At 61.3% G+C, this 23771-nt stretch carries 19 protein-coding genes and 1 tRNA gene; 16 read left to right on the top strand and 4 right to left on the bottom strand.

Annotation, left to right across the window (positions count from 1 at the left end; genetic code table 11):
* Nucleotides 1–60: 60 nt before the first annotated feature.
* The 13 genes from lon to recO all read left to right on the top strand — a co-directional run bounded on the left by lon (nucleotide 61) and on the right by recO (nucleotide 16132).
* Nucleotides 61–2625 (top strand): endopeptidase La, encoded by a 2565-nt coding sequence (gene lon, locus GLS_RS00435; protein ID WP_041110493.1) that lies wholly within the window; start codon nucleotides 61–63, stop codon nucleotides 2623–2625.
* A gap of 141 nt (nucleotides 2626–2766) precedes the next feature.
* Nucleotides 2767–3051: an HU family DNA-binding protein gene (locus GLS_RS00430; RefSeq protein ID WP_011251684.1), complete on the top strand. Its 285-nt coding sequence runs from the start codon at nucleotides 2767–2769 to the stop codon at nucleotides 3049–3051.
* 75 nt (nucleotides 3052–3126) lie between these two features.
* Nucleotides 3127–3201 (top strand) — tRNA-Val (locus tag GLS_RS00425).
* 19 nt (nucleotides 3202–3220) lie between these two features.
* A complete protein-coding gene (locus GLS_RS00420) occupies nucleotides 3221–3952 on the top strand; it encodes a biotin--[acetyl-CoA-carboxylase] ligase (protein ID WP_041110492.1) in 732 nt (243 codons plus the stop codon).
* Nucleotides 3953–3968: 16 nt separating this feature from the next.
* Nucleotides 3969–4781 carry a type III pantothenate kinase gene (locus tag GLS_RS00415; RefSeq protein WP_011251682.1) on the top strand — a complete coding sequence of 271 codons (813 nt, stop codon included), beginning with the start codon at nucleotides 3969–3971 and terminating at the stop codon, nucleotides 4779–4781.
* 40 nt (nucleotides 4782–4821) lie between these two features.
* Nucleotides 4822–6480 (top strand): ribonuclease J, encoded by a 1659-nt coding sequence (locus GLS_RS00410; RefSeq protein WP_011251681.1) that lies wholly within the window; start codon nucleotides 4822–4824, stop codon nucleotides 6478–6480.
* An 11-nt stretch (nucleotides 6481–6491) separates the two neighbouring features.
* Nucleotides 6492–7808, top strand: coding sequence for a proline--tRNA ligase (proS, locus tag GLS_RS00405; protein ID WP_041110491.1), 1317 nt, complete (start codon nucleotides 6492–6494; stop codon nucleotides 7806–7808).
* A complete protein-coding gene (locus tag GLS_RS00400; RefSeq protein ID WP_041110490.1) occupies nucleotides 7808–9058 on the top strand; it encodes a lipoprotein-releasing ABC transporter permease subunit in 1251 nt (416 codons plus the stop codon). The genes proS and GLS_RS00400 overlap by 1 nt, the downstream gene beginning before the upstream one ends.
* Nucleotides 9051–9746: an ABC transporter ATP-binding protein gene (locus tag GLS_RS00395; RefSeq protein ID WP_041110489.1), complete on the top strand. Its 696-nt coding sequence runs from the start codon at nucleotides 9051–9053 to the stop codon at nucleotides 9744–9746. Before GLS_RS00400 ends, GLS_RS00395 begins: the two co-directional genes overlap by 8 nt.
* 68 nt (nucleotides 9747–9814) lie before the next feature.
* Nucleotides 9815–13237 carry a DNA polymerase III subunit alpha gene (gene dnaE / locus GLS_RS00390; protein WP_041110488.1) on the top strand — a complete coding sequence of 1141 codons (3423 nt, stop codon included), beginning with the start codon at nucleotides 9815–9817 and terminating at the stop codon, nucleotides 13235–13237.
* Between the two features lie 190 nt (nucleotides 13238–13427).
* Entirely contained in the window at nucleotides 13428–14225 is a 798-nt protein-coding gene (gene rpsB, locus GLS_RS00385) for a 30S ribosomal protein S2 (RefSeq protein WP_041110487.1), read from the top strand.
* Nucleotides 14226–14326: 101 nt separating this feature from the next.
* Nucleotides 14327–15235 (top strand): translation elongation factor Ts, encoded by a 909-nt coding sequence (tsf, locus tag GLS_RS00380; RefSeq protein WP_041110486.1) that lies wholly within the window; start codon nucleotides 14327–14329, stop codon nucleotides 15233–15235.
* A 132-nt stretch (nucleotides 15236–15367) separates the two neighbouring features.
* Complete coding sequence (gene recO / locus GLS_RS00375) at nucleotides 15368–16132, top strand: DNA repair protein RecO (protein ID WP_041110484.1); 765 nt, start codon at nucleotides 15368–15370, stop codon at nucleotides 16130–16132.
* On the opposite strand, the gene GLS_RS00370 is transcribed toward recO, so the two are convergent.
* Nucleotides 16126–16602, bottom strand: a complete 477-nt coding sequence (locus GLS_RS00370; RefSeq protein WP_041110482.1) for a hypothetical protein — start codon at nucleotides 16600–16602, stop codon at nucleotides 16126–16128. The two genes, recO and GLS_RS00370, sit on opposite strands and share 7 nt — an antisense overlap.
* On the opposite strand from GLS_RS00370, the gene parC reads away from it, so the two are divergent.
* Nucleotides 16579–18786: a DNA topoisomerase IV subunit A gene (gene parC, locus GLS_RS00365; RefSeq protein ID WP_041110480.1), complete on the top strand. Its 2208-nt coding sequence runs from the start codon at nucleotides 16579–16581 to the stop codon at nucleotides 18784–18786. The genes GLS_RS00370 and parC overlap by 24 nt on opposite strands.
* A gap of 18 nt (nucleotides 18787–18804) precedes the next feature.
* Here parC and GLS_RS00360 read toward each other — a convergent pair whose 3' ends face one another.
* Nucleotides 18805–19527 carry an arginyltransferase gene (locus GLS_RS00360; protein ID WP_041110478.1) on the bottom strand — a complete coding sequence of 241 codons (723 nt, stop codon included), beginning with the start codon at nucleotides 19525–19527 and terminating at the stop codon, nucleotides 18805–18807.
* Nucleotides 19528–19682: 155 nt separating this feature from the next.
* On the opposite strand from GLS_RS00360, the gene cls reads away from it, so the two are divergent.
* Entirely contained in the window at nucleotides 19683–21095 is a 1413-nt protein-coding gene (gene cls, locus GLS_RS00355) for a cardiolipin synthase (protein WP_041110476.1), read from the top strand.
* Nucleotides 21096–21100: 5 nt separating this feature from the next.
* On the opposite strand, the gene GLS_RS00350 is transcribed toward cls, so the two are convergent.
* Nucleotides 21101–21727, bottom strand: coding sequence for an endonuclease/exonuclease/phosphatase family protein (locus GLS_RS00350; RefSeq protein ID WP_011251671.1), 627 nt, complete (start codon nucleotides 21725–21727; stop codon nucleotides 21101–21103).
* The gene (locus tag GLS_RS00345; protein WP_011251670.1) at nucleotides 21724–22803 is read right to left on the bottom strand and encodes an AI-2E family transporter; all 1080 of its coding nucleotides are present in this window, start codon (nucleotides 22801–22803) and stop codon (nucleotides 21724–21726) included. Before GLS_RS00345 ends, GLS_RS00350 begins: the two co-directional genes overlap by 4 nt.
* A gap of 129 nt (nucleotides 22804–22932) precedes the next feature.
* Between GLS_RS00345 and GLS_RS00340 the strand changes: the two genes are divergently transcribed.
* Nucleotides 22933–23769, top strand: coding sequence for a sulfurtransferase (locus tag GLS_RS00340; protein WP_052327395.1), 837 nt, complete (start codon nucleotides 22933–22935; stop codon nucleotides 23767–23769).
* The last annotated feature ends 2 nt before the right edge of the window (nucleotides 23770–23771 follow it).

Genomic DNA, 23771 nt, shown 5'->3' with positions numbered 1-23771 from the left:
CGATCCCGGCGCTGCATGGCAGGCCGGTATCGCAAGATCGTCCCTCTGGAGATCAAGTGAATGACTGACGATACCAAGCCGAAAACCCGCCGCCGCACAAAGAAGACAGACGATGTGGCCGTTCCCGAAAAAGTTGCTGCGGCTCCGAAGAAGGTAACGCGCAAGCCACGTGCTGCAGCGCGCAAGGCGGAGCCCGAAGCTGAAACCCCTGTGGTACAGCAGCCCGTACGTCATGACGTGATGGCCGTTCTGCCGCTTCGGAACATTGTTGTGTTCCCGCATATGATCGTGCCGCTGTTTGTTGGGCGCGAGAAGTCGGTGAAGGCACTGGAGACCGTAACGCGCGAGAGCAAGCAGATCCTGCTCGTGGCGCAGAAGGATGTCTCGCTGGACGATCCGTCCGTCGATGACATCTATCGCTACGGTACGGTTTCGACGATCCTTCAGCTCCTGAAACTGCCTGACGGGACCGTGAAGGTTCTGGTCGAAGGGACGCGGCGTGTGCACATCACGCGTCTGTTCGATGTGGACGGGCATTTCGAGGCTGAAATCGAGGAAATTCCCGAGGAGCCTGTGGATGCTGCTCCGGGAAGTGAGATCGAGGCGCTGAGCCGTTCGACGGTTTCGCAGTTCGAACAGTATATCAAGCTCAACAAGAAGATCCCGCCGGAAGTCATGGTCTCGATCAACCAGATCGAGGGTATTTCCAAGCTGGCCGATACGATTGCGAGCCATCTGAACCTCAAGATTTCCGAAAAGCAGGAAATTCTGGAGACGGCCTCGGCTGCGCGTCGCCTGGAACAGGTTTTCGCGCATATCGAGACGGAAATCGGTGTTCTTCAGGTCGAAAAGCGCATCCGTAACCGCGTCAAGCGGCAGATGGAGAAGACCCAGCGCGAGTACTATCTGAACGAGCAGCTCAAGGCGATCCAGAAAGAGCTCGGCGAGGGCGAAGACGGCAAGGACGAGAACTCCGAGCTTGAAGAGAAGATCAACAAGACCCGTCTGAGCCGTGAAGCCAAGGAAAAGGCCCATGCCGAGCTGAAGAAGCTGCGTGGTATGAGCCCGATGTCGGCCGAGAGCACGGTTGTGCGCAACTATCTCGACTGGCTGCTGGGAATCCCTTGGAAGAAGCGCTCCAAGATCACGCGGGAGTTCCAGCACGCCGAGGACGTTCTCGAAGCCGAGCATTACGGTCTGGAGAAGGTCAAGGAGCGGATCCTCGAGTATCTGGCGGTGCAGACGCGCTCGCAGAAGCTCAAGGGACCGATCCTGTGCCTTGTCGGGCCGCCGGGTGTGGGCAAGACCTCTCTGGCGCGGTCCATCGCCAAGGCGACGGGGCGGAACTACATCCGCATGTCGCTGGGTGGCGTGCGCGATGAATCGGAGATCCGAGGCCATCGCCGGACCTATATCGGCTCCATGCCGGGCAAGATCATCCAGGGCATGAAGAAGGCGCGGACATCCAACCCGCTGTTCCTGCTCGACGAGATCGACAAGCTGGGTGCCGACTGGCGCGGCGATCCGTCGTCTGCGCTGCTCGAAGTGCTGGATCCAGAGCAGAACTCCACGTTTGCCGATCATTATCTGGAAGTAGATTATGATCTTTCGGATGTGATGTTCGTCACGACGGCCAACAGCCTCAACATGCCCCAGCCGCTGCTGGACCGCATGGAGATCATCAACCTGTCCGGCTATACGGAAGACGAGAAGGTACAGATCGCGCGCCGTCATCTTCTGGGCAAGCAGGCGGAGGCGCATAATCTGAAGCCGGATGAATGGACGGTCACGGATGATACGATCCGCGAACTGATCCGCTCCTATACCCGCGAGGCTGGCGTCCGGAACCTTGAGCGTGAACTGGCCAAGCTTGCACGCAAGACGGTCAAGGAAATCATCACGACCGGCGTCAAGCATGTCGAAATCACGCCCGAAAACCTTGAGAAGTATGCGGGTGTCCGCCGCTACCGTCATGGCGAGACCGAGACGGAGGACATGGTCGGTGTGGTGACGGGGCTTGCCTGGACTTCGGTCGGCGGCGAGATCCTGACGATCGAGAGCGTGATGGTTCCGGGCAAAGGGCAGGTCAAGCAGACCGGCAAGCTCGGTGAAGTCATGCAGGAGAGCATTTCGGCCGCGCTGTCCTATGTGCGCTCGCGGGCGCAGGACTTCGGGATCCGGCCGCCGCTGTTCGAAAAGCGGGATATCCATATCCATCTTCCCGAAGGTGCGACGCCCAAGGATGGTCCGTCCGCCGGTATCGCGCTTGCGACGTCTCTGGTGAGCATCATGACCCAGATCCCCATCCGCAAGGATGTGGCCATGACGGGTGAGATCACCCTGCGTGGCCGCGTTCTGGAGATCGGGGGGCTTAAGGAGAAGCTGCTGGCGGCTCTGCGGGCCGGCATCAAGACGGTCCTGATTCCCAAGGACAACGAGAAGGATCTCGCGGAGGTGCCGGACAATGTCCGTCACGCGCTCAAGATCATTCCCGTGAGCCATGTGGATGAGGTGCTCAAGATCGCCCTGACTCGTATGCCGGAAGCCATCGAATGGGACGAAAATGTCGACCCGATGGGTGAAATAACGGTGGATAAGACGGCTCCGCAGGCACTTCCACACTGACACTGACACGCTTCTGCGATTCTAGCAGTTGACGCGGGCAAAATCCGCTTCATAGTGCGGCCGCAGATCGAACAAGGCGCCTGAGCCAGAAGGGACTCACCAGAGCCCGGCTCAGGCGCTCTAACACCAGAAAGGCACATCATGGAGAAGCCCCTCAACAAGCAGGAACTGATCGCCGCCGTTGCAGACGCTGCCGATCTTCCGAAGGCCAAGGCCAGCGAAGTTGTCGATGCGGTGTTCAGCACGATCGAGGCGACGCTTGCCAAGAAGCAGGAAGTCCGTCTCGTCGGTTTCGGCAGCTTCGTGACTGCCACGCGCAAGGCCGCCAAGGGCCGCAACCCGCGCACGGGCGAAGAGATCGACATTCCGGCATCCACCTCTGTCCGCTTCAAGCCGGGCAAGGGGCTGAAGGACGCCGTGAGCTGAGAAAGCTCACAAAACGGTTCCGGGTGGCTTTACCGCCATCCGGAACCGTGTATATAGACCGCACACACAGTCTGAGGGCGATTAGCTCAGCGGTAGAGCGTCTCGTTTACACCGAGAGGGTCGGCGGTTCAATCCCGTCATCGCCCACCATAAAGAACATCATGCAGCCATGAGCTGGCGTTTCGAATACCATGAAACGCTCGGGTCCACTTCCGATCTGTGCAAAGCCAGAGCCGAAGCCGGTGAACCCGAACATCTTGCCGTTCAGGCTTTTTCCCAGACATCAGGGCGCGGCACGCGCGGACGGACCTGGACTGACCCGGGTGGCAATCTTGCCATTTCGCTGCTGTTTCGTCCGGCTGATCCCGCGGCTTTCATCGCGGCTCTTCCGTTTGTTGTCGCTGTGGCCCTCTTCGAGACAGTCACGCATTTCTGCCCGGTTGTGACGGGGCCGTCCCGCTTCATGCTTAAATGGCCCAACGATCTTCTGATGGATGGCCGAAAGATGGCGGGCGTGCTGATCGAGACGGGCGGTCCACAGGGCAATCCCTGGGTCGTCGTGGGAATCGGGGCCAATCTGCGGCAGGCCCCTGAGATTCCGGGTCGTCGTCTGGCGGCGCTCGCCGAAGCGACTGATCCGCCGTCTGCTGAAGCTTTCGGAAAGGTGCTGGTGGCACAGATCGAACACTGGACCGCCCTCCGGGAGCGGGAAGGGTTCGCACCGGTTCGGGCCGCGTGGCTGGCGCGGGCGCACCCGGTTGGCACCCCGCTTGCGGTTCAGCGTTGTGAAACCTATATTACAGGTTCGTTTTCAGGGCTCGATGCGCAGGGACGCCTGCTGCTTGCCTTGCCCCACGGTGAAACCATTCCGGTTGTAACCGGCGATATCCTGCTGGACTGAAGGACCGGACCGCAACGTGCTTCTCGTCATTGATGCTGGAAACACCAACATCGTGTTTGCTGTACACGATGGAGAGTCGTGGCTGGGGCAATGGCGTATTTCGACGAATGAAGCACGAACGGCGGATGAATATGCGGCCTGGCTTCTGACACTCTTTGATCGGGTGGGGGTGAACGCCAAGGCCATTACGCGGGCCATTATCGGGACGGTTGTGCCTGTAGCGCTTTACGAACTGCGCCGTTTCTGCCGTGAATGGCTGGATGTCGTGCCCCTGGTCGCCAATGCAAGGCTGGATTGGGGTATCGACGTTCTTGTCGACAATCCGAATGAACTTGGCGCGGACCGTCGCCTGAACGGTCTGGCCGGTCGCGAGCTTTTTGGCGCCCCGCTGATCGTGGTCGATTTCGGGACCGCGACGACCTTTGATGTCGTCAACAGTGCGGGGCAGTTCTGTGGCGGTGCGATTGCTCCGGGTGTGAACCTGTCGATCGATGCGCTGCACCGTGCAGCCGCTCGCCTGCCGCGCATGAGTATCGGCCGCCCTACGGCGGCGATTGGCCGCAATACGAGCGTGGCGATGCGCTCGGGCCTGTTCTGGGGCTATGTCGGTCTCGTCGAGGGACTGATCCACCGAATTTCCGATGAAATGGACGCAAAGCCGACTGTGATCGCAACAGGCGGTCTGGCTCCGCTGTTCTCTGAGGGAACGCCGCTTTTTGATGTGCTGGCGCCCGATCTGACGCTGGATGGCCTGCGCCTTCTGGCGGACCGCAATACAGGTCCGCCGCTTTCCTATTCCCCCGAACGCTCTCAGGGCATCGGGCAATGAATATCACTCTGATTATGCATCATATCTGCAAGGAACAATCATGACAGAAAAACAGGACGGTCTGTCCTTCCTGCCCTTGGGCGGGACGGGCGAGATCGGCATGAATTTCAACCTCTACTGCCTGACGAAGAACGGTCACGACACCTGGCTTGCCATTGACTGCGGCATCGGGTTCTCGGGCAACGACACCCCTGAAGCCGAAGTGCTCATGCCGGACCCGACCTTCATCGCCGATCGTGCGCGGGACCTGTGCGGTCTCGTGATCACGCATGCGCATGAAGATCATCTGGGTGCGGTGGCGCATCTGTGGCCGTATCTGCGCTGCCCGGTCTACGCCACGCCGTTTGCGGCTGCGGTTCTGCGTCGCAAGCTGCAGGAAGCCCATCTGAACAACCAGGTGAAGATCCACGTCATCCGCCCGGGCTCGCGCTTTGATGTGGGGCCGTTCGATCTGCAGTTCGTGTCCGTGACGCATTCCGTTGCCGAAGCACAGGCCGTGGCTCTGCGGACGCCGCATGGTCTGATCGTGCATACGGGCGACTGGAAGCTTGACGAGAACCCGCTGGTCGGCCCGGTTACGGATCTGGAGACGTTCGGCAAGCTGGGCGACGAGGGCGTGCTCGCTATGGTCGGCGACAGCACGAACGTGCTCAAGCCGGGCAAGTCCGAGTCCGAAGCCGATGTGCGCAAGGGCCTGACGGAGCTGATCGCGGGGCTGGAAGGCCGGATTGCCGTGACGTGCTTTGCCAGTAACGTGGCGCGCGTTGAAAGCATCGCGAAGGCGGCCCAGGCCTCCGGTCGTGTGGTCATGATCGTTGGCCGTTCGCTGCGTAATCTCGAGACGGCGGCCCGTGAGTGCGGCTACTTCCAGGATCTGCCGCCGTTCCTGACCGAGCAGGATGCCCGGGATGTCGAAGACGACAACCTGCTGATGATCATCACCGGCAGCCAGGGTGAGCCGCGTTCGGCTTTGTCGCGCATTGCGTCCGATACACATCCGAACATTGCCCTCGGCGAGGGGGATACGGTGATCTACAGCTCGCGGATGATCCCGGGCAACGAACAGGCTGTCATGGCCGTGCAGGACAACCTGTCGCGTCGTGGCGTGACGGTCCTGACGGACAAGGATGCGAAGGTCCACACGTCCGGTCATGCGACCAGCGAGGACATTCGGACGCTATACCGGATCGTCCGTCCGAAATACAGCATCCCGACCCATGGCGAATGGCGTCACCTGACGGCGCATGCCGCGCTGGCGCATGAGATGGGTGCCGAGCCGATCCTGCTGGAAGATGGCGATATCCTGAACCTGTCTCCGGGTGAGGTGAAGGTCGTGGATACGGCGCCGACGGGCCGTCTGGCTCTGGATGGTGGTCGTCTGCTGCCGATGACGGGCGGTGTTCTCGCGGCCCGTCGCAAGATGCTGTTCAATGGTATCGTGCTGGCGAGCTTTGCCGTTGATGACGAAGGCTATGTCATCGGCGATCCAAAGATCAGTGCGCCGGGTCTGCTGGAATCTGATGATCCGGAAAGCGTGCGGATTCAGGAAGAATTCGCCGATGCCATCGACCAGATCCCCGATGAACTACGTCAGGACGATGCGGCCTTCCGGGATGCGGCCAAGACGGCCCTGCGCCGTGCTCTGGGGCGCAAGCTCCAGAAGCGTCCGCTTGTTGATGTCCATTTGCTGCGCGTCTGAGAGAAATACACATGCGTTTGACGAAAGCCTTCCAGCCGACGCTGAAGGAAGTTCCGGCCGAGGCGCAGATTGCGTCTCACCGTCTGATGCTTCGGGCTGGCCTTGTGCGCCAGACTGCCTCGGGCATCTATGCCTGGCTGCCGGCCGGGCTGAGGGTTCTGCGCAATATCGAGCAGATCATCCGTGAAGAGCAGGACGCGATCGGGGCGCAGGAAGTCCTGATGCCGACGCTTCAGTCGGCCGAACTGTGGCGCCGGTCGGGCCGCTATGACGCCTATGGTCCGGAGATGCTCCGGATCCAGGACCGTCATGGCCGTGATCTGCTTTACGGGCCGACGAACGAGGAAATGATCACGGATATCTTCGGATCGTCCGTGAAGTCCTACAAGGAACTGCCCAAGGCGCTCTATCACATCCAGTGGAAGTTCCGTGATGAGGTACGTCCCCGTTTCGGTGTGATGCGTGGACGTGAATTCCTGATGAAGGATGCTTATTCCTTCGATGCGTCCTATGAAGGTGCGGTCGCCAGCTACCGCCGGATGATGCTGTCCTATCTGCGCATATTCCAGCGTCTGGGCGTGCGGGCTGTGCCGATGGTGGCCGATACCGGTCCGATCGGCGGCGACCTGAGCCACGAATTCCTGGTGCTGGCGCCCACGGGTGAGAGCGCCGTGTTCTTCGATGCAGCGCTTGAGGAGCAGGACTGGCTGAGCCGTCCGGTCGATTGTGATGACGCCGAGAGCCTGGCCACGTTCTTTGCGACCGTGACCGATCACTATGCGGCAACGGATGAGAAGCACGACGAGGCCGAATGGGCCAAGGTTCCGGCCGAGCGCAAGCGTGAAGGGCGTGGCATCGAAGTCGGTCACATCTTCTATTTCGGAACCAAATACACCGCCTCCATGGGGATCGAAGTGAGCGGTCCGGACGGTGCGCCGTTCCATCCGCATATGGGCTCTTATGGTGTGGGCGTGTCGCGTCTGGTCGGTGCCATCATTGAAGCGTCGCATGACGATGCTGGCATCATCTGGCCGGCGTCCGTGGCCCCTTATCGCGCTGCAATCCTGAACCTGCGTCAGGGTGATGAGGCATGCGACGCGATCTGTGACCGCATCTACGGGACCGATCCAGAGAACCTGCTGTATGATGATCGTTCCGAGAGGGCCGGCGTGAAGTTCAACGATGCGGATCTGATGGGTCATCCCTGGCAGATCATCGTCGGACCGCGTGGCGCCAAGGAAGGTAAGGTCGAGCTCAAGCAGCGCGCCACGGGCGAGCGGTTCGAGCTGTCGGTCGAGGACGTTCTGGCGAAAATCGGAGCAGCCTGATGTTTGGCCGCTTTGAGCGCATGGTGGCGGGGCGGTATCTCCGCGCCCGCCGTGGCGAACGTTTCGCCTCGATCATTGCCATCTTTTCCCTGATCGGGATTGCGCTTGGAGTGGCGACGCTCATCATCGTCATGTCGGTGATGAACGGGTTCAAGGCCGATCTGATGGGACGCATCCTGGGGCTGCACGGCGATCTGACCGTGTATGGCTACGGGCGACCCATTGAGGCTTACGAAAACGATGTTGCAGCAATCCGGCAGGTTCCAGGGGTAAAATCCGTCATCCCCATGGCGCAGGGCACTGTGCTGGTGGAGGCGGGACGTTTCTCTTCCGGGGCAGAAATGCAGGGCGTGTCCCAGCAGTCGCTCCGGGACTGGACGGCGCTGAGCAGCGGGATCATCGCGGGAAGTCTGAACGATTTTACCGGCGATAATGCGGTTGCGATCGGCACCACGATGGCGGACCGGGCCGGACTGACAATCGGGTCTCCGATCACGCTGCTGTCTCCGGACGGCCAGGCGACGCCGTTCGGGACGATGCCGCGGGTGAAGACCTATCATGTTGCGGTCATTTTTGACGCCAACTGGAATGATTACAATTCCAGCATTGTTCTGATGCCGCTGCCTGCAGCGCAGAAGTTCCTGATGCTGGGTTCGTCCGCCGTTTCGCTTATTCAGGTCTCGACGGCTGATCCGTCGAATGTGCAGCCGACGCGCAAGGCCATTGCCGCACGTCTGGAAGACCCGCGCCTGCGGGTTCTCGACTGGACGCAGAGCGCAAACGGCTTTCTGGACGCTGTGACGGTCGAGCAGAACGTGATGTTCCTGATCCTGACGCTGATCATCCTTGTGGCGGCATTCAACGTCATTTCGTCGCTCATCATGATGGTGAAGGACAAGACGCGGGATATCGCCGTGCTGCGAACGCTTGGTGCAAGCCGGGGCGCGATCATGCGGATTTTCCTCATGTGCGGCGCGTCTGTCGGGATTGTCGGGACTGTGGCGGGCTCGGCGCTCGGGATTGCGTTTGCGCTGAACATCGAGCGGATCCGCCAATGGCTCCAGTCGCTCACGGGGACCAACCTGTTTAATCCGGAAGTCTATTTTCTGGAGCGCCTGCCAGCGAAGCTGGTGTGGTCACAGGTCTGGGAAGTGATCGGAATGTCACTGGTCCTGTCGCTGCTGGCGACGTTGTATCCGTCCTGGCGGGCGGCCAGAACCGATCCGATCGAGGCGCTCCGTCATGAATGAAGTTTCAATGGGTGCAAGCGCCCTGCGTCTTGAAGGTCTGACGCGCCGTTTCCGGTCGGGCGAAGAAACGCTCGAAATCCTGAGCGGAGCGGAGTTCGAGCTCCGCTCCGGCGAGATCGTGGCGCTGGTGGCGCCGAGCGGAACCGGGAAATCCACGCTTCTGCATCTGGCGGGTCTGCTGGAAGCACCGTCGGCGGGCACGGTCTTCGTGGCGGATCGTCCAGCGAGCGGCTTGAGCGATACCGTCCGGACGGCGATCCGGCGCGATCAGATCGGGTTCGTGTACCAGTTCCATCATCTGCTGGGCGAGTTCACGGCGTGCGAGAATGTCATGCTGCCGCAGTTGATCGCAGGTGTATCACCGCGCAAGGCGCGGGAGCGGGCAAGGGATCTGCTGGGCCGCTTCGGACTTTCGCATCGTCTTGATTCGCTACCGGGACGGTTGTCGGGTGGCGAGCAGCAGCGGACAGCAATTGCGCGTGCGTTGGCCAATCAGCCCAAGCTGCTTCTGGCGGACGAACCAACCGGCAATCTGGATATCGGTACGGCTGATCATGTGTTCGGCGAGCTTCTGCGTGTGGTGCGGGAAGAGGGCGCGGCGGCCCTGATCGCCACGCATAATGACGAACTGGCCTCCCGCATGGACCGGACCGTGACGCTGCGGGATGGAAAGCTCGTGCCGTTCTGAAGAAGGATGTGGAGCAGGGGATATCAAAATCTCCTGTATCCGCTGCCCGTCCCTGATAGAATGACGGCATGTCTCATGCCGATTTTGTTCATCTCAGAAATCATTCCGCGTACTCCCTGAGCCAGGGCGCAATCCGGATTCCGGAGCTTGTGAGCCTGGCAGCCAAGAATGGCATGCCGGCTGTCGCCCTGACGGATAGCGGCAATCTGTTCGGTGCGCTTGAGTTCTCGCTGTACTGTCGCAGCAACGGTGTTCAGCCGATTGTCGGCTGCCAGATTTCACTCCCCCCCCGCAGCACAAAACCCGGAGCAATGTCCGAGCCGCTGGTGGTTCTGGCGCGGAATGAGGAAGGACTGGCAAATCTCCAGATTCTGTCGTCTGAAGGATTTCTGAACGGCGATCCGGCTGATCCTTCGGTTGCGGTCGACTTTCTGTGTCAGCATGCGGCGGGACTGTTTCTGCTGACGGGCGGCAATCGCGGGCCGATCAACAAGCTGATTCTTGAAGAACAGAAATCCGACGCGCAGGCTCTTCTGAGCCGTTTGGAAGAAGCTTTCCGGGGAAATATCGCCGTCGAGCTGAACCGGCTTGGAGAGGTGGGGGAGCAGGAAGTCGAAAGCGTCCTGATCCCGATGGCGGACCAGATGGATATTCCCTTGGTCGCCACCAATGAATGCTTCTTTCCCAAGCCTGAAATGCATGAGGCCCATGATGCGCTGCTGTGTATCGCGCAGGGCCGGACCATTGCGGAAGAAGACCGCTGGCATGTGTCTCCACAGGCCTGGTTCAAGACGCCTGCGGAAATGCGGGCTGTCTTTCATGATCTTCCGGAAGCCTGTGACAACACGCTGATCATTGCGCAAAAATGTGCGGTGGCGGCCTGCACGCGCAAGCCGCTACTGCCGATTTGTCCCAAGGTCCGCGAAGGCTCGACGGAAGAAGAAACGCTTCGGGCCATGGCTTGGGAAGGGCTGGAAAAGCGTCTTGAAGCGATCAATGCGGATGAAGAGAAGCGGAAACTTTACTCCGAGCGCCTTCAGGTGGAGCTCGATATCATCGCGCGGATGGGCTTCCCGGGCTACTTCCTAATCGTTGCCGACTTTATTCAATGGGCCAAGGCACATGATATTCCCGTCGGCCCGGGGCGTGGCTCGGGCGCAGGTTCGCTGGTGGCGTATGCACTGACGATTACGGATATCGATCCCATTCCGTTCGGACTGCTGTTCGAGCGCTTTCTGAATCCTGAGCGTGTTTCCATGCCGGATTTCGATATCGACTTCTGTCAGGACCGCCGCGATGAAGTGATCCGGTATGTGCGCGAGGAATATGGTGGAAGCCGTGTGGCGCAGATCATCACGTTCGGAAAGCTTCAAGCCAAGGCGGCGGTGCGCGATGTCGGGCGTGTGCTGGGGCTGCCTTACGGCATGGTCAACCGCGTTGCCGAGCTGATCCCGAACAATCCGGCCAAGCCTGTTTCGCTGTCGGATGCGATTGAGGGTGAGCCCCGTCTTCAGGAAATGCGGGACAGCGATGAATCGCTCAAAAGACTCATGGAAATCGCGTTGCAGCTCGAGGGCCTGTACCGTCATGCATCCACCCATGCCGCGGGTGTGGTGATCGGTGATCGCGAGCTGGTGGAACTGGTGCCGCTGTATCGCGATCCGAAGAGCGACATGCTCGTGACGCAGTACAATATGAAATATGTCGAGCAAGCTGGTCTGGTGAAGTTTGACTTCCTTGGCCTGACAACGCTCACCATTCTCAAGCGAGGTCTGGATTTTCTTAAAGAACAGGGGATTACGGTCGATCTCTCACGTATTCCGCTGGATGACGCGAAGACGTTCGAGATGCTGGCCAAAGGCGATACGGCCGGCGTGTTCCAGTTCGAAGGCGCGGGTATGCGGGACATGCTCAAGCAGATGGCGGCCAGTCGGCTGGAGGATCTGATTGCGGGCGTGTCGCTGTATCGTCCCGGGCCGATGGCAAACATCCCGGATTACTGTCGCCGCAAGCATGGCGAGCCTTGGGAGCCGCCTCACGAGGAAATCCGCGATATTCTTGAAGAGACCTATGGGATCATGGTCTATCAGGAACAGGTCATGCAGATCGCCCAGAAGATGGCGGGCTACAGTCTGGGTGGCGCGGATCTGCTGCGGCGTGCGATGGGCAAGAAGATCGCCGCGGAAATGGAAAAGCAGCGCGCGATCTTCACTGAGGGTGCAACGGCACGTGGTATTCCTCAGGAAAAAGCGGTCGAAGTCTTTGATCTTATGGCTCGTTTTGCGGATTACGGCTTTAACAAGTCGCACGCCGCAGCCTATGCGCTGGTGTCCTATCAGACGGCTTGGATGAAGGCGAACCATCCGGTCGCGTTTCTCGCGGGCTGCATGTCTCTGGCACGGGAAAAAACGGACAAACTGGCGGCTCTGTGTCAGGAAGCACGGCGAATGAAGATTCCCGTGTTACCCGTTGATATTAATAAATCTCTGGCAGATTTTTCCATTGAAACACTGGAAGACGGGCGTCAGGGAATCCGTTATGCGTTGTCGGCTATCAAACGTGTGGGCGCGGCCGCGATGCAGAGTGTCGTGGCGTGCCGTGGGGACAGGCCGTTTCAGGATCTCACGGATTTTGCGGAGCGCTGTGATCCGAAGAGCCTGAACAAGATACAGCTGGAAAGTCTTGCAAAAGCAGGGGCTTTCGACAGTCTTCTCAAGGAACGGCATATCGTTTTCTCGAGTGCCGACATTCTGTTGCGGCGGGCTCAGGCGCGGGCGCAGGAGCAGCAAATGGGTCAGGCCGGACTGTTCGGAGGTGCGGGGCAGGAGCGTGAGATTCTGCGCCTGAACGAAGGCCGCCCATGGCCCGACTTTGAGCGTCTGTCTCTGGAAGCTTCGGCTATCGGGTTCCACATGAGCGCGCATCCGCTGGATGCGTATCGTAGTGTTCTGAGGCGGCTGGGTGTGACGCCATCCAACGCTCTGGAAAATGCTGCAAAAACAGGGACGACGCGCGTCAAGATCGCCGGTTGTGTTGTGGATCGTAAGGAGCGGCCGACACGGACCGGCAAGAAAATGGCCTGGGTCAATCTGTCCGATAGCGGTGGCGGATGTGAGGTCACGCTGTTTTCCGAAACGCTGACGTCCTGCCGGGATCTGCTGGTGGCGGGACAGGCCATTCTGGTGACGGCGGAACTCAAGGTGGATGGCGATGCGCTGCGGATCACGGCGCAGAATGTCATGGATCTGGAGGTCGCCGCTGCGGCCGAGCGTTCGGAAATCCGCGTCTGGCTGAAGGAGGATGCGTCCCTGCCGGATCTGGCCTCTTTGCTGGAAGAGGTTCAGGGCGGCTTCGGGCGTGTGAAACTGCTGCCTTCCGTCGAGGAGACGCAGGATGTCGAAATCTCCATTCCGGGACATTACCGGGTGACGCCACGTCTTGCGGAGCGGCTGCGGACATTGCGGGGGGTTGAGAAGGCCTTACAGGTCTGACGGGGGCAGTATTGTGTGAAACTCTGCTGACAGGTCTTGCGTCTGTGGGCATTTTCCGCCATATCGCGACCGTTCTTCTCCGGATTTTTCCGAATGAGAACAATCCGCACGCATGGCTCTGGGTTTTCTGGTGTCCCTTCGGGGACGTTGCCATGCGGAGGTTCAACCAGACGCAAGGAATTTTCGAATCATGGCAATGCCTGATTTCACCATGCGCCAGCTTCTTGAAGCCGGCGTTCATTTCGGTCACCACACCCGTCGCTGGAACCCGGCCATGGCGCCGTACCTGTTCGGTGTGCGTAACCAGGTTCACATCATCGATCTGCAGCAGACGGTTCCGATGCTGGACCGCGCCCTGAAGGTTGTCCGTGACACGGTCGCCAACGGTGGTCGCGTCCTGTTCGTCGGCACCAAGCGCGCCGCGGCTGACCATGTTGCTGAAGCTGCACAGCGTTGCGGCCAGTACTACGTCAACCACCGCTGGCTCGGCGGCATGCTGACCAACTGGAAGACCATCACGGGTTCCATCAAGCGTCTGCGCCAGATCGACGAGATGCTGTCGGGTGACACGACGGGTCTGACGAAGAAGGAAGTTCTCGACATCACGCGTGACCGCGAGAAGCTCGAGCGCTCCCTCGGCGGCATCAAGGAAATGGGTGGCCTGCCCGACCTGCTGTTCGTGATCGACACGAACAAGGAAAAGCTGGCGATCGAAGAAGCCACGAAGCTTGGCATTCCGGTCATCGGCGTTCTGGACAGCAACTCCAACCCTGCTGGCGTGACCTATCCGATCCCGGGCAACGATGACGCCATCCGCGCCATCACCCTGTATTGCGACCTGGTCTCCGGTGCGGTTCTCGACGGTATTTCCGCCGAGCTGGCTGCTTCGGGTCAGGACATCGGTGCTGCTGAAGAACTGCCGGCTGAGACGGCTGTTCTGGAAGCCGCCGCTGCTGAAGGCGCAGAAGCTCCCGCTTCCGCTGGCTGAACAGACTGCCGGGGTCCGGTCATGGAAAACGGCAACTGAAACATGGCATGCGGCCGGGCGAATTCGTCCGGCCGCATGATCTTTTTTGAGGGATGAGATAAATGGCAGAAATCACAGCAGCCCTGGTTCGCGAACTGCGCGAAGCCACTGGCGCAGGCATGATGGATTGCAAGAAGGCCCTGACGGAAGCTGCCGGCGACATGGAAGCCGCCATCGACTGGCTGCGTACGAAGGGTCTGTCCCAGGCTGCGAAGAAGTCCGGCCGCACGACGGCTGAAGGTCTGGTCGGTGTTGCGTCCGCCAAGAACCGCGCTGCCATGGTCGAAGTGAACGCCGAGACGGACTTCGTAGGCCGTAACGAGGCATTCCAGGCATTCGTCGAGCAGGTCGCTCACGTTGCTCTGGAAGTCGGCGACGATCTGGACGCCATCAAGGCTGGCAAGGTTCCGTCGGGCCGCACGGTTGCTGACGAGCTGACGCACCTGATCGCCACGATCGGCGAGAACATGGCCATCCGTCGCGCCAAGGTCCTGTCGGTCGAGTCCGGCGTTGTTGCCAGCTACGTCCACAGCGCACTGCGTCCGGGCATTGGCAAGATCGGCGTTCTGGCTGCTCTGGAAGCTCCGTCCGAGTCCGACGCCCTGCTGACGCTGGGTCGTCAGATCGGCATGCATGTTGCTGCAACCCGTCCGGCTGCCCTGGACGTTGCCAGCGTTGATCCGGAAGCCCTGGAGCGCGAGCGCTCCGTTCTGATCGAGCAGGCCCGTGAGTCCGGCAAGCCGGAAGCCATCATCGAGAAGATGGTCGAAGGCCGTATCCGCAAGTTCTACGAAGAAGTCGTTCTTCTGGAGCAGGTATGGGTTCTGGACGGTGAAAGCCGCGTGGCCAAGGTTGTCGAGAAGGCTGGCGCGAAGCTGGTCGGTTTCGAGCGCTTCCAGCTCGGTGAAGGCATCGAGAAGGAAGAGAGCGACTTCGCTGCTGAAGTCGCCGCTGCTGCCGGCACCAAGTAAGGTTTTCCGTTCCTGTCCTGATCCGGGTCTGTCCGGTTCAGGTCGGGCTCGAAAGTCTGTAGAAAGGCCCTTGTGCGCTCCGGCGTGCGGGGGCTTTCTGCGTTTTGGCGTACGGATCGGGGAGGATGGACGATGGAATGGGAAGCGGCGGCGCTGGTTCTGTCAGTCCGGCCTTACGGTGAAGGAAGTGCGCTCGTCCATCTGTTCAGCGAAGAGCACGGGGTTTCGCATGGCATGGCGCGCGGGGGCGCGTCCCGACGTCAGGCCTCCCTGTGGCAGACCGGCAATCTGGTCATGGCGCGCTGGCGGGCGCGCCTCGCAGATCAACTCGGGACTCTGACGGCCGAGCCGGTTCAGTGTGTGGCGGGGCGCATTCTGGATGCGCCTTTGCAGCTTGAGATGGTGAGCAGTGCCTGCGCGCTGGTCGACGGAGCTTTGCCGCAGGGAGAGCCGCATCCGGAGCTTTTCATGCGGCTGGTCCGCCTTCTGACGCTGATCAGCGTGGCACCCGATCCTGCGCCGATGGGGGCCTATCTGCGCTGGGAAGCCCAGCTTCTGGCCGGGCTCGGCTATGGGCTGGACCTGTCGGAATGTGCGGTGACGGGCGCGCGGGAGGATCTGGACTATGTGTCGCCACGCTCGGGACGGGCGGTGAGCCGGGAAGGTGCCGGCGAATGGCGGGACAGGCTCCTTCCGTTACCCGCGCTGATGACGGATGAAACACAGGACGGAACACCCGAAGACTGGAAAGATGGTCTGGCGCTGACGGGACATTTCCTGTCACGCTGGGTATTCGGCGTGCGGCACCAGCCGCTGCCGGCGGCGCGGGAGCGGCTGGTGGAGTATGTGCAGCGGCTTCAGCCTGCGATGGATGCTGACGCGGAGTCCGATCAGTAGAAAACGTGGCTGGGGCCAGGGCGCAGACCGTTGACGACGTCCACATCGGCCGTGCTGTCCCAGACGGACCAGTCCCAGCCGGGATGCTGGTTGATCTCGGCCGTCATGCGCTGTTCCTGCGCGGCATCGATCGGATGGCTGGCCTTGTAGGCAGCATAGGCCGTCTTGTCGCCCATATAGACGCAGCCGCAGGCGATGGGATCGGCGTAGAGCAGGACCGGCTGTCCGTTCTGCATGCGGTAGGTCAGGGTATTGGGGGGCAGGAGGTTCATCATGGCCCAGCGTGCAGTCGTATCGGCAGGGTGCGCCTTGAAACCAGCCAGCGCGAACGACACTTCCGCCTTCTGGACCGGGCGGTAGGGTGAGCAGGCGGCCGTGCCGATGAGGAGAGCGCTGGACAGGATGGCACGCCAGTGTCTAAGTCCTGCACGAAAGAGGGGAGATGCATGGGAACGGATCTGGCTGGTCATATCGAGGATACCAAGCTCGCTGAGGCTCTGAGCGAGCGATATATTGCGTATGCGATGTCGACAATCATGTCGCGGTCCCTTCCGGACGTGCGTGATGGCCTGAAGCCGGTACACCGCCGCCTCCTTTACGCGATGCAGCAGCTCCGCCTTGATCCCACATCAGGGTTTAAAAAGTGTGCACGTGTCGTCGGTGATGTGATCGGTAAGTTCCATCCGCATGGCGATGCCTCCGTGTACGAGGCGCTGGTGCGTCTGGCGCAGGATTTTGCGGTCCGTTATCCGCTGGTTGAGGGACAGGGCAATTTCGGCTCCATCGACGGCGATGGCGCGGCCGCCATGCGGTATACCGAAAGCCGCCTGACGGAAGTGGCGCAGGCGCTGCTGGACGGGATTCAGGACGACGCCGTCGATTTCCGCGCGACCTACGACAATGAAGATCACGAACCGATCGTGCTGCCGGGTACATTCCCGAATCTGCTGGCCAATGGTGCGGCAGGCATTGCCGTGGGTATGGCGACGAGCATCCCGCCGCATAATGCCGCCGAGATCTGCCGGGCCGCCAAGCTTCTGATTGAAAAACCGGATGTGACGATCGCCGAACTGGTGGATCTGATGCCGGGGCCGGATTTCCCGACGGGCGGCATTCTGGTGGAAGAGCGCGACTCCATCATCCGTTCCTACGAGACCGGACGTGGCAGTTTCCGGACGCGGGCACGCTGGGAAGTCGAGCAGGGGCGGTTTGGCACCTGGGTGATTATTGTCACCGAAATCCCGTATCAGGTGCAGAAGTCACGTCTGATCGAGCAGATTGCGGACCTGATGGAACAGCGCAAACTGCCGCTTCTTGGCGATGTGCGCGATGAGAGTACGACCGACATCCGCCTTGTGCTGGAGCCCAAGACCAAGGGGGTCGAGCCTGAAGTCCTGATGGAGACGCTGTTCCGCAACACGGCGCTTGAGAACCGTTTCAGCCTGAACATGAATGTTCTGGGTGGGGACCGTGTTCCGGGTGTGCTGTCGCTGAAGCAGGTTCTGCGGGCGTGGCTGGACCATGTGCATGAAGTGCTGGTGCGGCGCTCGAACCATCGTCTCGCAGCGGTGCTGCGGCGGCTGGAGATCCTTGAGGGCTTTCTTGCGGTCTATCTGAACCTTGATGAGGTGATCCGGATCATCCGCGAAGAGGACGAGCCCAAGGTCAGCCTGATGGCGACGTTCAGCCTGACGGATGTTCAGGCCGAAGCTGTTCTGAACATGCGGCTGCGCTCCCTGCGTCGGCTTGAGGAAATGGAAATCCGGCGTGAGCGGGACAAGCTTGCGGATGAGCAGAAAGCTCTTGAGACGTTGCTCGGTTCGGAGCGTCGCCGCTGGACCCGGATTGGCAAGGATCTGGACGGCACGATCAAAAAGTTCGGTTCCGGTCCGCTTGGGGACCGCCGGACGCTGATTGCGGCCGCGCCTGAGCCCATCGACATTTCTGCGGCACTGGAAATCGACCGCGAGCCGCTGACGGTTCTGCTGTCCCGTGAGGGGTGGATCCGGGCCATGAAGGGCCATGGGCTCGATCCGCAGGGGCACCGCTTCAAGGAAGGCGACGAAGGCTGGCTCTCCGTGGAGTGCCAGAGCACGGACCGTCTGTGCCTGATTTCCAGCAGCGGCAAGGCCTATACCATCAAGGCGGCGGATCTGCCGCGGGGACGCGGGTTCGGACAGCCGTTCCGTACTGTGGTGGATGTGCCTCAGGAAGACCGTGTGGTGACGCTGTTCCCGGTTTCGGATGAGGGGCGTCGTCTGATCGCTTCAGCGGCCGGGCGGGGCATGATCGTGTCCGAAGCGGGGCTTGTGGCCGAGAAACGGACGGGCAAACAGGTCTTCAACGTCAAGGACGGTGACGAGGTCTTTGCCTGTATTCCGGTGGGTGGAACCCATGTTCTGACCCTGGGGCAGAACAAGCGGGCGCTGATCTTCCCGCTGGAGCAGGTGCCGGAAATGACGCGTGGCGGCGGTGTGGCGTTCCAGAAGCTGGGCGATAGCACACTGCGGGATATCCGGACGCTCACCCTGTCCGAAGGACTGTTGTGGCAGGAAGGCCAGCGTGTCCGCGCGACGGCGGATCTGGCCCCGCTTGAGGGGCGCCGCGGTGCCGTAGGGCGTGCGGCGCCGCAGTGGATGCTCCGTAAGAGCTGAAGCGGGATCATCCCCCATTCAGGCGGGGGATAATGCCGCCAGCAGGCTCCATTGGCCGTCCCGGAAGACTTCAGCGGGGCCGAAGGCGGCCTTGTAGGCCATCTTCGGGCTGCCGGGGACGTAATAGCCTAGATAGAGATGTTCCAGCCCCATGCGGGCGGTCTCTTCGATCAGCCACAGGATCGAGAACGTGCCCCATGAGGCCGTCAGGTCGTTGACGTCATAGAACGTATAGACGGCGGACAGTCCGTCCGACAGACGATCGATCAGGCTGACGCAGACGAGCGTGCCATCCGGGCGCCGGAATTCGGCCAGAAAGGTCTCGACCGGCGTATTGGCGATCAGTTCCGCGTAGTCGCGCCAGCACATGTGGGCCATGTCACCATCGGGATGGCGGACGGCCTGATACATTTCGAACAGGCGGAACTGCTCGTCGGTGGGGACCGGCGGGACGATGTTCACCACGAGGTCTGCGTGGCGGCTGCGGATTTTCTTCTGGGTGCGGGTCGGGGCGAAGGTCGCGGCCGGGATGCGCATGGGGGTGCAGGCGCGGCAGCCGACGCAGACGGGCGCGTAGGCGATCGCATGGCTGCGGCGGAAGCCGGCCTGGGACAGGCGGTTGTGCAGGGCTACGGCGTCAGGGCCCGCGAGTTCGGTTAGGACCTTGCGTTCGGTCCGGTCGGGCAGGTAGGGGCACGGGGCCGGAGCCGTCGTGTAGAAGAGCTGTGGGCGATGCTGCATGGAACGCTCTCCTTTTTCGAAAGACGGGGCCGGAAGATGATCCTATCGCAAGGACGGGGGCTGGCGCATCCTCCATCTTTGCGAAAGGATGACGGAAGAAGATCCGGGGGCTGATGTGCTGTTTGCAGCACAGGATGTCCGCCGCAGGGAGATTTATGACGCACTGGACCGTTTTCCACCTTCTCATGCAGATCCTGCGCTGGACGCTGCCCCTGCTCGTCACGGTCCATGCGCTGGTGCACAAGCGCGATACGGCGTCCTGCACGGGCTGGATCGGCATCTGCTGGATTGCGCCCGTTCTGGGGACGGTGCTGTATCTGATGTTCGGGATTAACCGTGTCCGGCGCCGGGCGCAGAAAATGGTCAACCGGCATCTGTGGGAAGGGCGCGACCCACTGGCGCAGTACCGCCAGACCGTGGATGGCGATCTGGCGCCGCTTTCAAAGATGCTGGGGCGTCTGACGGAACGGCCCCTGATGCGGGGCAATTCGATCACCTGCCTTCATGATGGGGACAATGCCTATCCGGTCATGCTGGAGGCAATCGGTCAGGCCAAAAAATCGGTCATCCTGTGCTCCTATATTTTCCGCGATGATGAGGTGGGGCAGCGTTTTGCCGAGGCTCTGGTGGCGGCAAAGCAGCGCGGGGTCGAGGTCCGGGTTCTGGTGGACGGGATCGGGAGCGGATATTTCCGCTGCGGTATCGAGCGCCGGCTGCGGCGTGAGGGGGTGGCCTGCGCACGGTTCATGCACTCGGTCTGGCCCTGGCGCATGCCGTTCATCAATCTGCGCAATCACCGCAAGATCCTCGTGGTGGACGGGACCATCGGCTTCATGGGCGGTCTGAACATCGGCGAGGAGAACATGCTCCGGCTGCGGACGAAGCTGCCGGTGGCGGATACGCATTTCCGCCTTCAGGGGCCGATCGTGCATCAGCTTGCCGTGGCGTTTGCCTGGGACTGGTCGTTCACGACGGGTGAGGAACTCGAAGGCGAGCGTTATCTGCCCGAACCGTCCCCGGTGGGGGATGTGCCGATGCGCATCGTGACGTCCGGGCCGGATACGGATCTGGAAAAGATCGAATACGGGATGTTGCAGGCTTTTGCGCTGGCCCGGAGTCATATCTGGGTCATGACGCCATACTTCCTGCCGGATGACCGCTTCTCGACGGAGCTTATTCTTGCGGCCTTGCGAGGCGTGGTGATCGATATCGTCGTGCCTAAAAGCAGTAATCACGCGCTGATCGACCATGCGCGGGATGCCAATCTGCGGCCATTTCTGGATGCGGGTTGCCGGGTGTGGATGGCCGATCCGCCGTTCAATCATTCCAAGCTGATGGTCGTGGATGATGAATGGAGCTTTGTGGGGAGTGCCAATATCGACATGCGCTCCCTGCGGCTGAACTTCGAGATCAATCTGGAAATCTATGACACCGGCGTGGCGAAGGATCTGTCCACCTTCATGCAGACGCATCGCCGCAACAGGCTGACGCATCATGATCTGGACAGCCTGCCGTTCCTGATCCGGATGCGCAATTCGGCGATCAGGCTGCTGTTGCCCTATCTGTAAGGGTCTTACGCGCCCAGTCGCAGCGTGACGGAGATGGGGCGGTGATCGGAGCCGAAGCGCGGCAGGGCACGCGCTTCCAAGCGGGACAGGCCCCGTACGAGACAGCGGTCCAGCCTGAGCGGAACATGGTTCAGCATCCGGTGGGTCTTTTCCTTGGGTCCGACATCCAGAAAGCCCGGAAGCAGGACGGGACCGACAAGGTTGAAATCACCCATGATGACGGCGCGGTGGCGCATGTTGGCGCTGATGCTGCGAAGCTGGCGCCGGTTGAGGATCTGACCGTGGGACAAATGCACGTTGGCGAGCGAGAAGCTGCCGAAATCGATGAGCTGGGCTGTGCGCTTGACCAGCAGACCACGCGGCAGGCGGCAGAATGAGGGAGGGCGCGTAAACGGCAGGCGGCTCCAGCAGGCTGTTCCATGTGGGCGCCCGGGAAGTGGGATGCGGTCATAATAGCCGCCGAGGATCTCGGGAAGTTCGTCCACCGCTGTCTGCGCTTCCTGCATGACGACGATATCGGGATCTTCCGCACGGATAACTGTCAGGACGTCTTCGAGGGACGCGCCTTCCCAGCGGTAAAGGTTCCAGCTCAGGATCTTGAAAGAGGCTCCGGACTGAAGGGACGTCGTCATTTCGGAGGCTCCGGCAGATAGAGGGGATTGCGTTCGCGATGATGGGGGCCGGCGGCGAACTCGCTGGTCAGGGTATAGCCAACAGCCAGCAGGACGGGCCCGAGGAAGATGCCTACGCCGCCAAAGGTCACGATGCCGCCGAGAACGCCCAGGACGGTCAGCAGATAGGGCAGTTGGGCACCGCGGGCGATGAAGGCCGGGCGGATGACGTGATCGGCACCCGAGATGATCAGGATGCCGTAGATGGCCAGGAACAGTCCGTGCCCGAAATGATGGGTCATGCCCAGCCAGATTGCAGCCGGGACCCAGACGAGCGGAGCGCCGATGGGAAAGACGGCCACGAAGGCGGTAATACCGGCCAGCAGAACGGGAGAGGGCACGCCCGCCAGCATGAGGCCGATCCCTGTAAGGACGCCCTGGATCAGGGCAGTGCCAAGGATGCCGTAAACCGTGCCTCGGACTGTGCGGCCGATGATATTGATGAGGCGCGGCGTGGTGTGGGGGCCGGCGATGCGGTCGATCAGGGCCGTGATGGTGTTGCCGAGTGTATCGCCGTTGAGCCACAGGAAGAACGCCACGAACAGCGCCATGACCAGTTCGGCGAGGCCGCCTGCCAGACGCAGCAGGACCGTCAGCGTCAGATGGGCGATCTGCCCGGCATAGGGGCGCAGAACCTCGGTCGCGAAGGCGCCGACGTCATGGCTGAAATGATGCCAGGCATTCACGAGATGAGGACCGGCCATCGGAATACGGTTCAGCCAGGCGGGAGGTGGGTTCGCGCTGGTGACATGCAGGATCAGGGTGTCGATTTCCGAGATCGTGCCGGGGATATCGCTGATGCCCGCGCTGGTCAGGACAGCCAGAGGGACAACGATAAAGAGCGCGCTCAATGCCATCATGGCGAGAGCCGCCAGCGCAGGGCGGACATGCCGACGCATGCGGCGGTAGATGGGCCAGGTCGTGAAGGCGAGGATTGCAGCCCACAGGATGGCCGAGAGGAAAGGCCACAGGATGATGCCGCATCCATAGGCAATTCCGGCCAGGATGAGGCCAAGGAGAATCCGCTCGGTCGTCATGCGGTGCCGCTCTCCTGACTGGAGCCGGACGGGAGAACGGACCGGCATGACTCTGTGGGCTGCGTGTTCATGGAGTGACACATTGGCACGCTCTGGCGTCGGACGCATCCCTCGACCTATGGTGCGGGTATGACGATCTCGCCACTTGTTGATGCCGCGACCCTGATCTCCGAGGTTGGCCGGTTCATTCCCCTTGATGCCAGCGTGCTTTTGCCGGGGCAGAAAGGCGACCCCGACGCCGCGTTTGCCCAGCGCCATCTGCCCGATGCACAGCGATTCGATATTGATGTCTTTGCGGACCCGGATAGCCCGCTTCCGCACACGGTTCCGGGTGCCGCGCGGTTTGCGAGGCTGATGGGGGCGCTTGGAGTAAGCGAGGATGTGCCGGTCGTGTTTTATGACGGGCGCGGGAGTGTGGGCGCGTGCCGAGGCTGGTGGCTTGCGCGGCTGTTCGGCCACCGGAACGCACGGATACTCGAGGGTGGACTGGAGGCCTGGCTGAAGGCAGGCGGTCCGGTGGAAGCAGGTGCTCCGTCCGCAAAGGAGCCAGTCCTTTTCCAGCCCCGTCCCCGCTACGGGCTTCTGGCGGGTTCGGAGGATGTGCGGCTTGCGCTGGAGCGGGAGGGCAGTCTCGTTCTCGATGCCCGAAGTGCAGGACGGTTTGCGGCGACAGTTCCGGAGCCGCGTCCCGGGGTGCGGAGCGGCCACATGCCCGGCGCAATGAGCATGGACTGGACGCGTCTTGTGGATGAAAGCGGCTGTTTTCTGCCGGCTCCCGAACTGAAGCAGATTCTGAGTGCGGCAGCGGGGCGATCGGTGATCGCAACCTGCGGTTCCGGGCTGACAGCCGCGACAATTGTGGCGGCTATCGCCATCGCGGGATATGGCGATGCGGCTTTGTATGATGGATCCTGGGCGGAATGGGGCAGTGACCCCGATGCCCCGGTTGTGACGGGAGAGGGATGAGC

The organism is Gluconobacter oxydans DSM 3504 (assembly GCF_000583855.1).
GTDB lineage: Bacteria > Pseudomonadota > Alphaproteobacteria > Acetobacterales > Acetobacteraceae > Gluconobacter > Gluconobacter oxydans.
The sequence above is the reverse complement of the archived record's forward strand: the minus strand, read 5'-3'. Positions and strand labels throughout refer to the sequence as shown.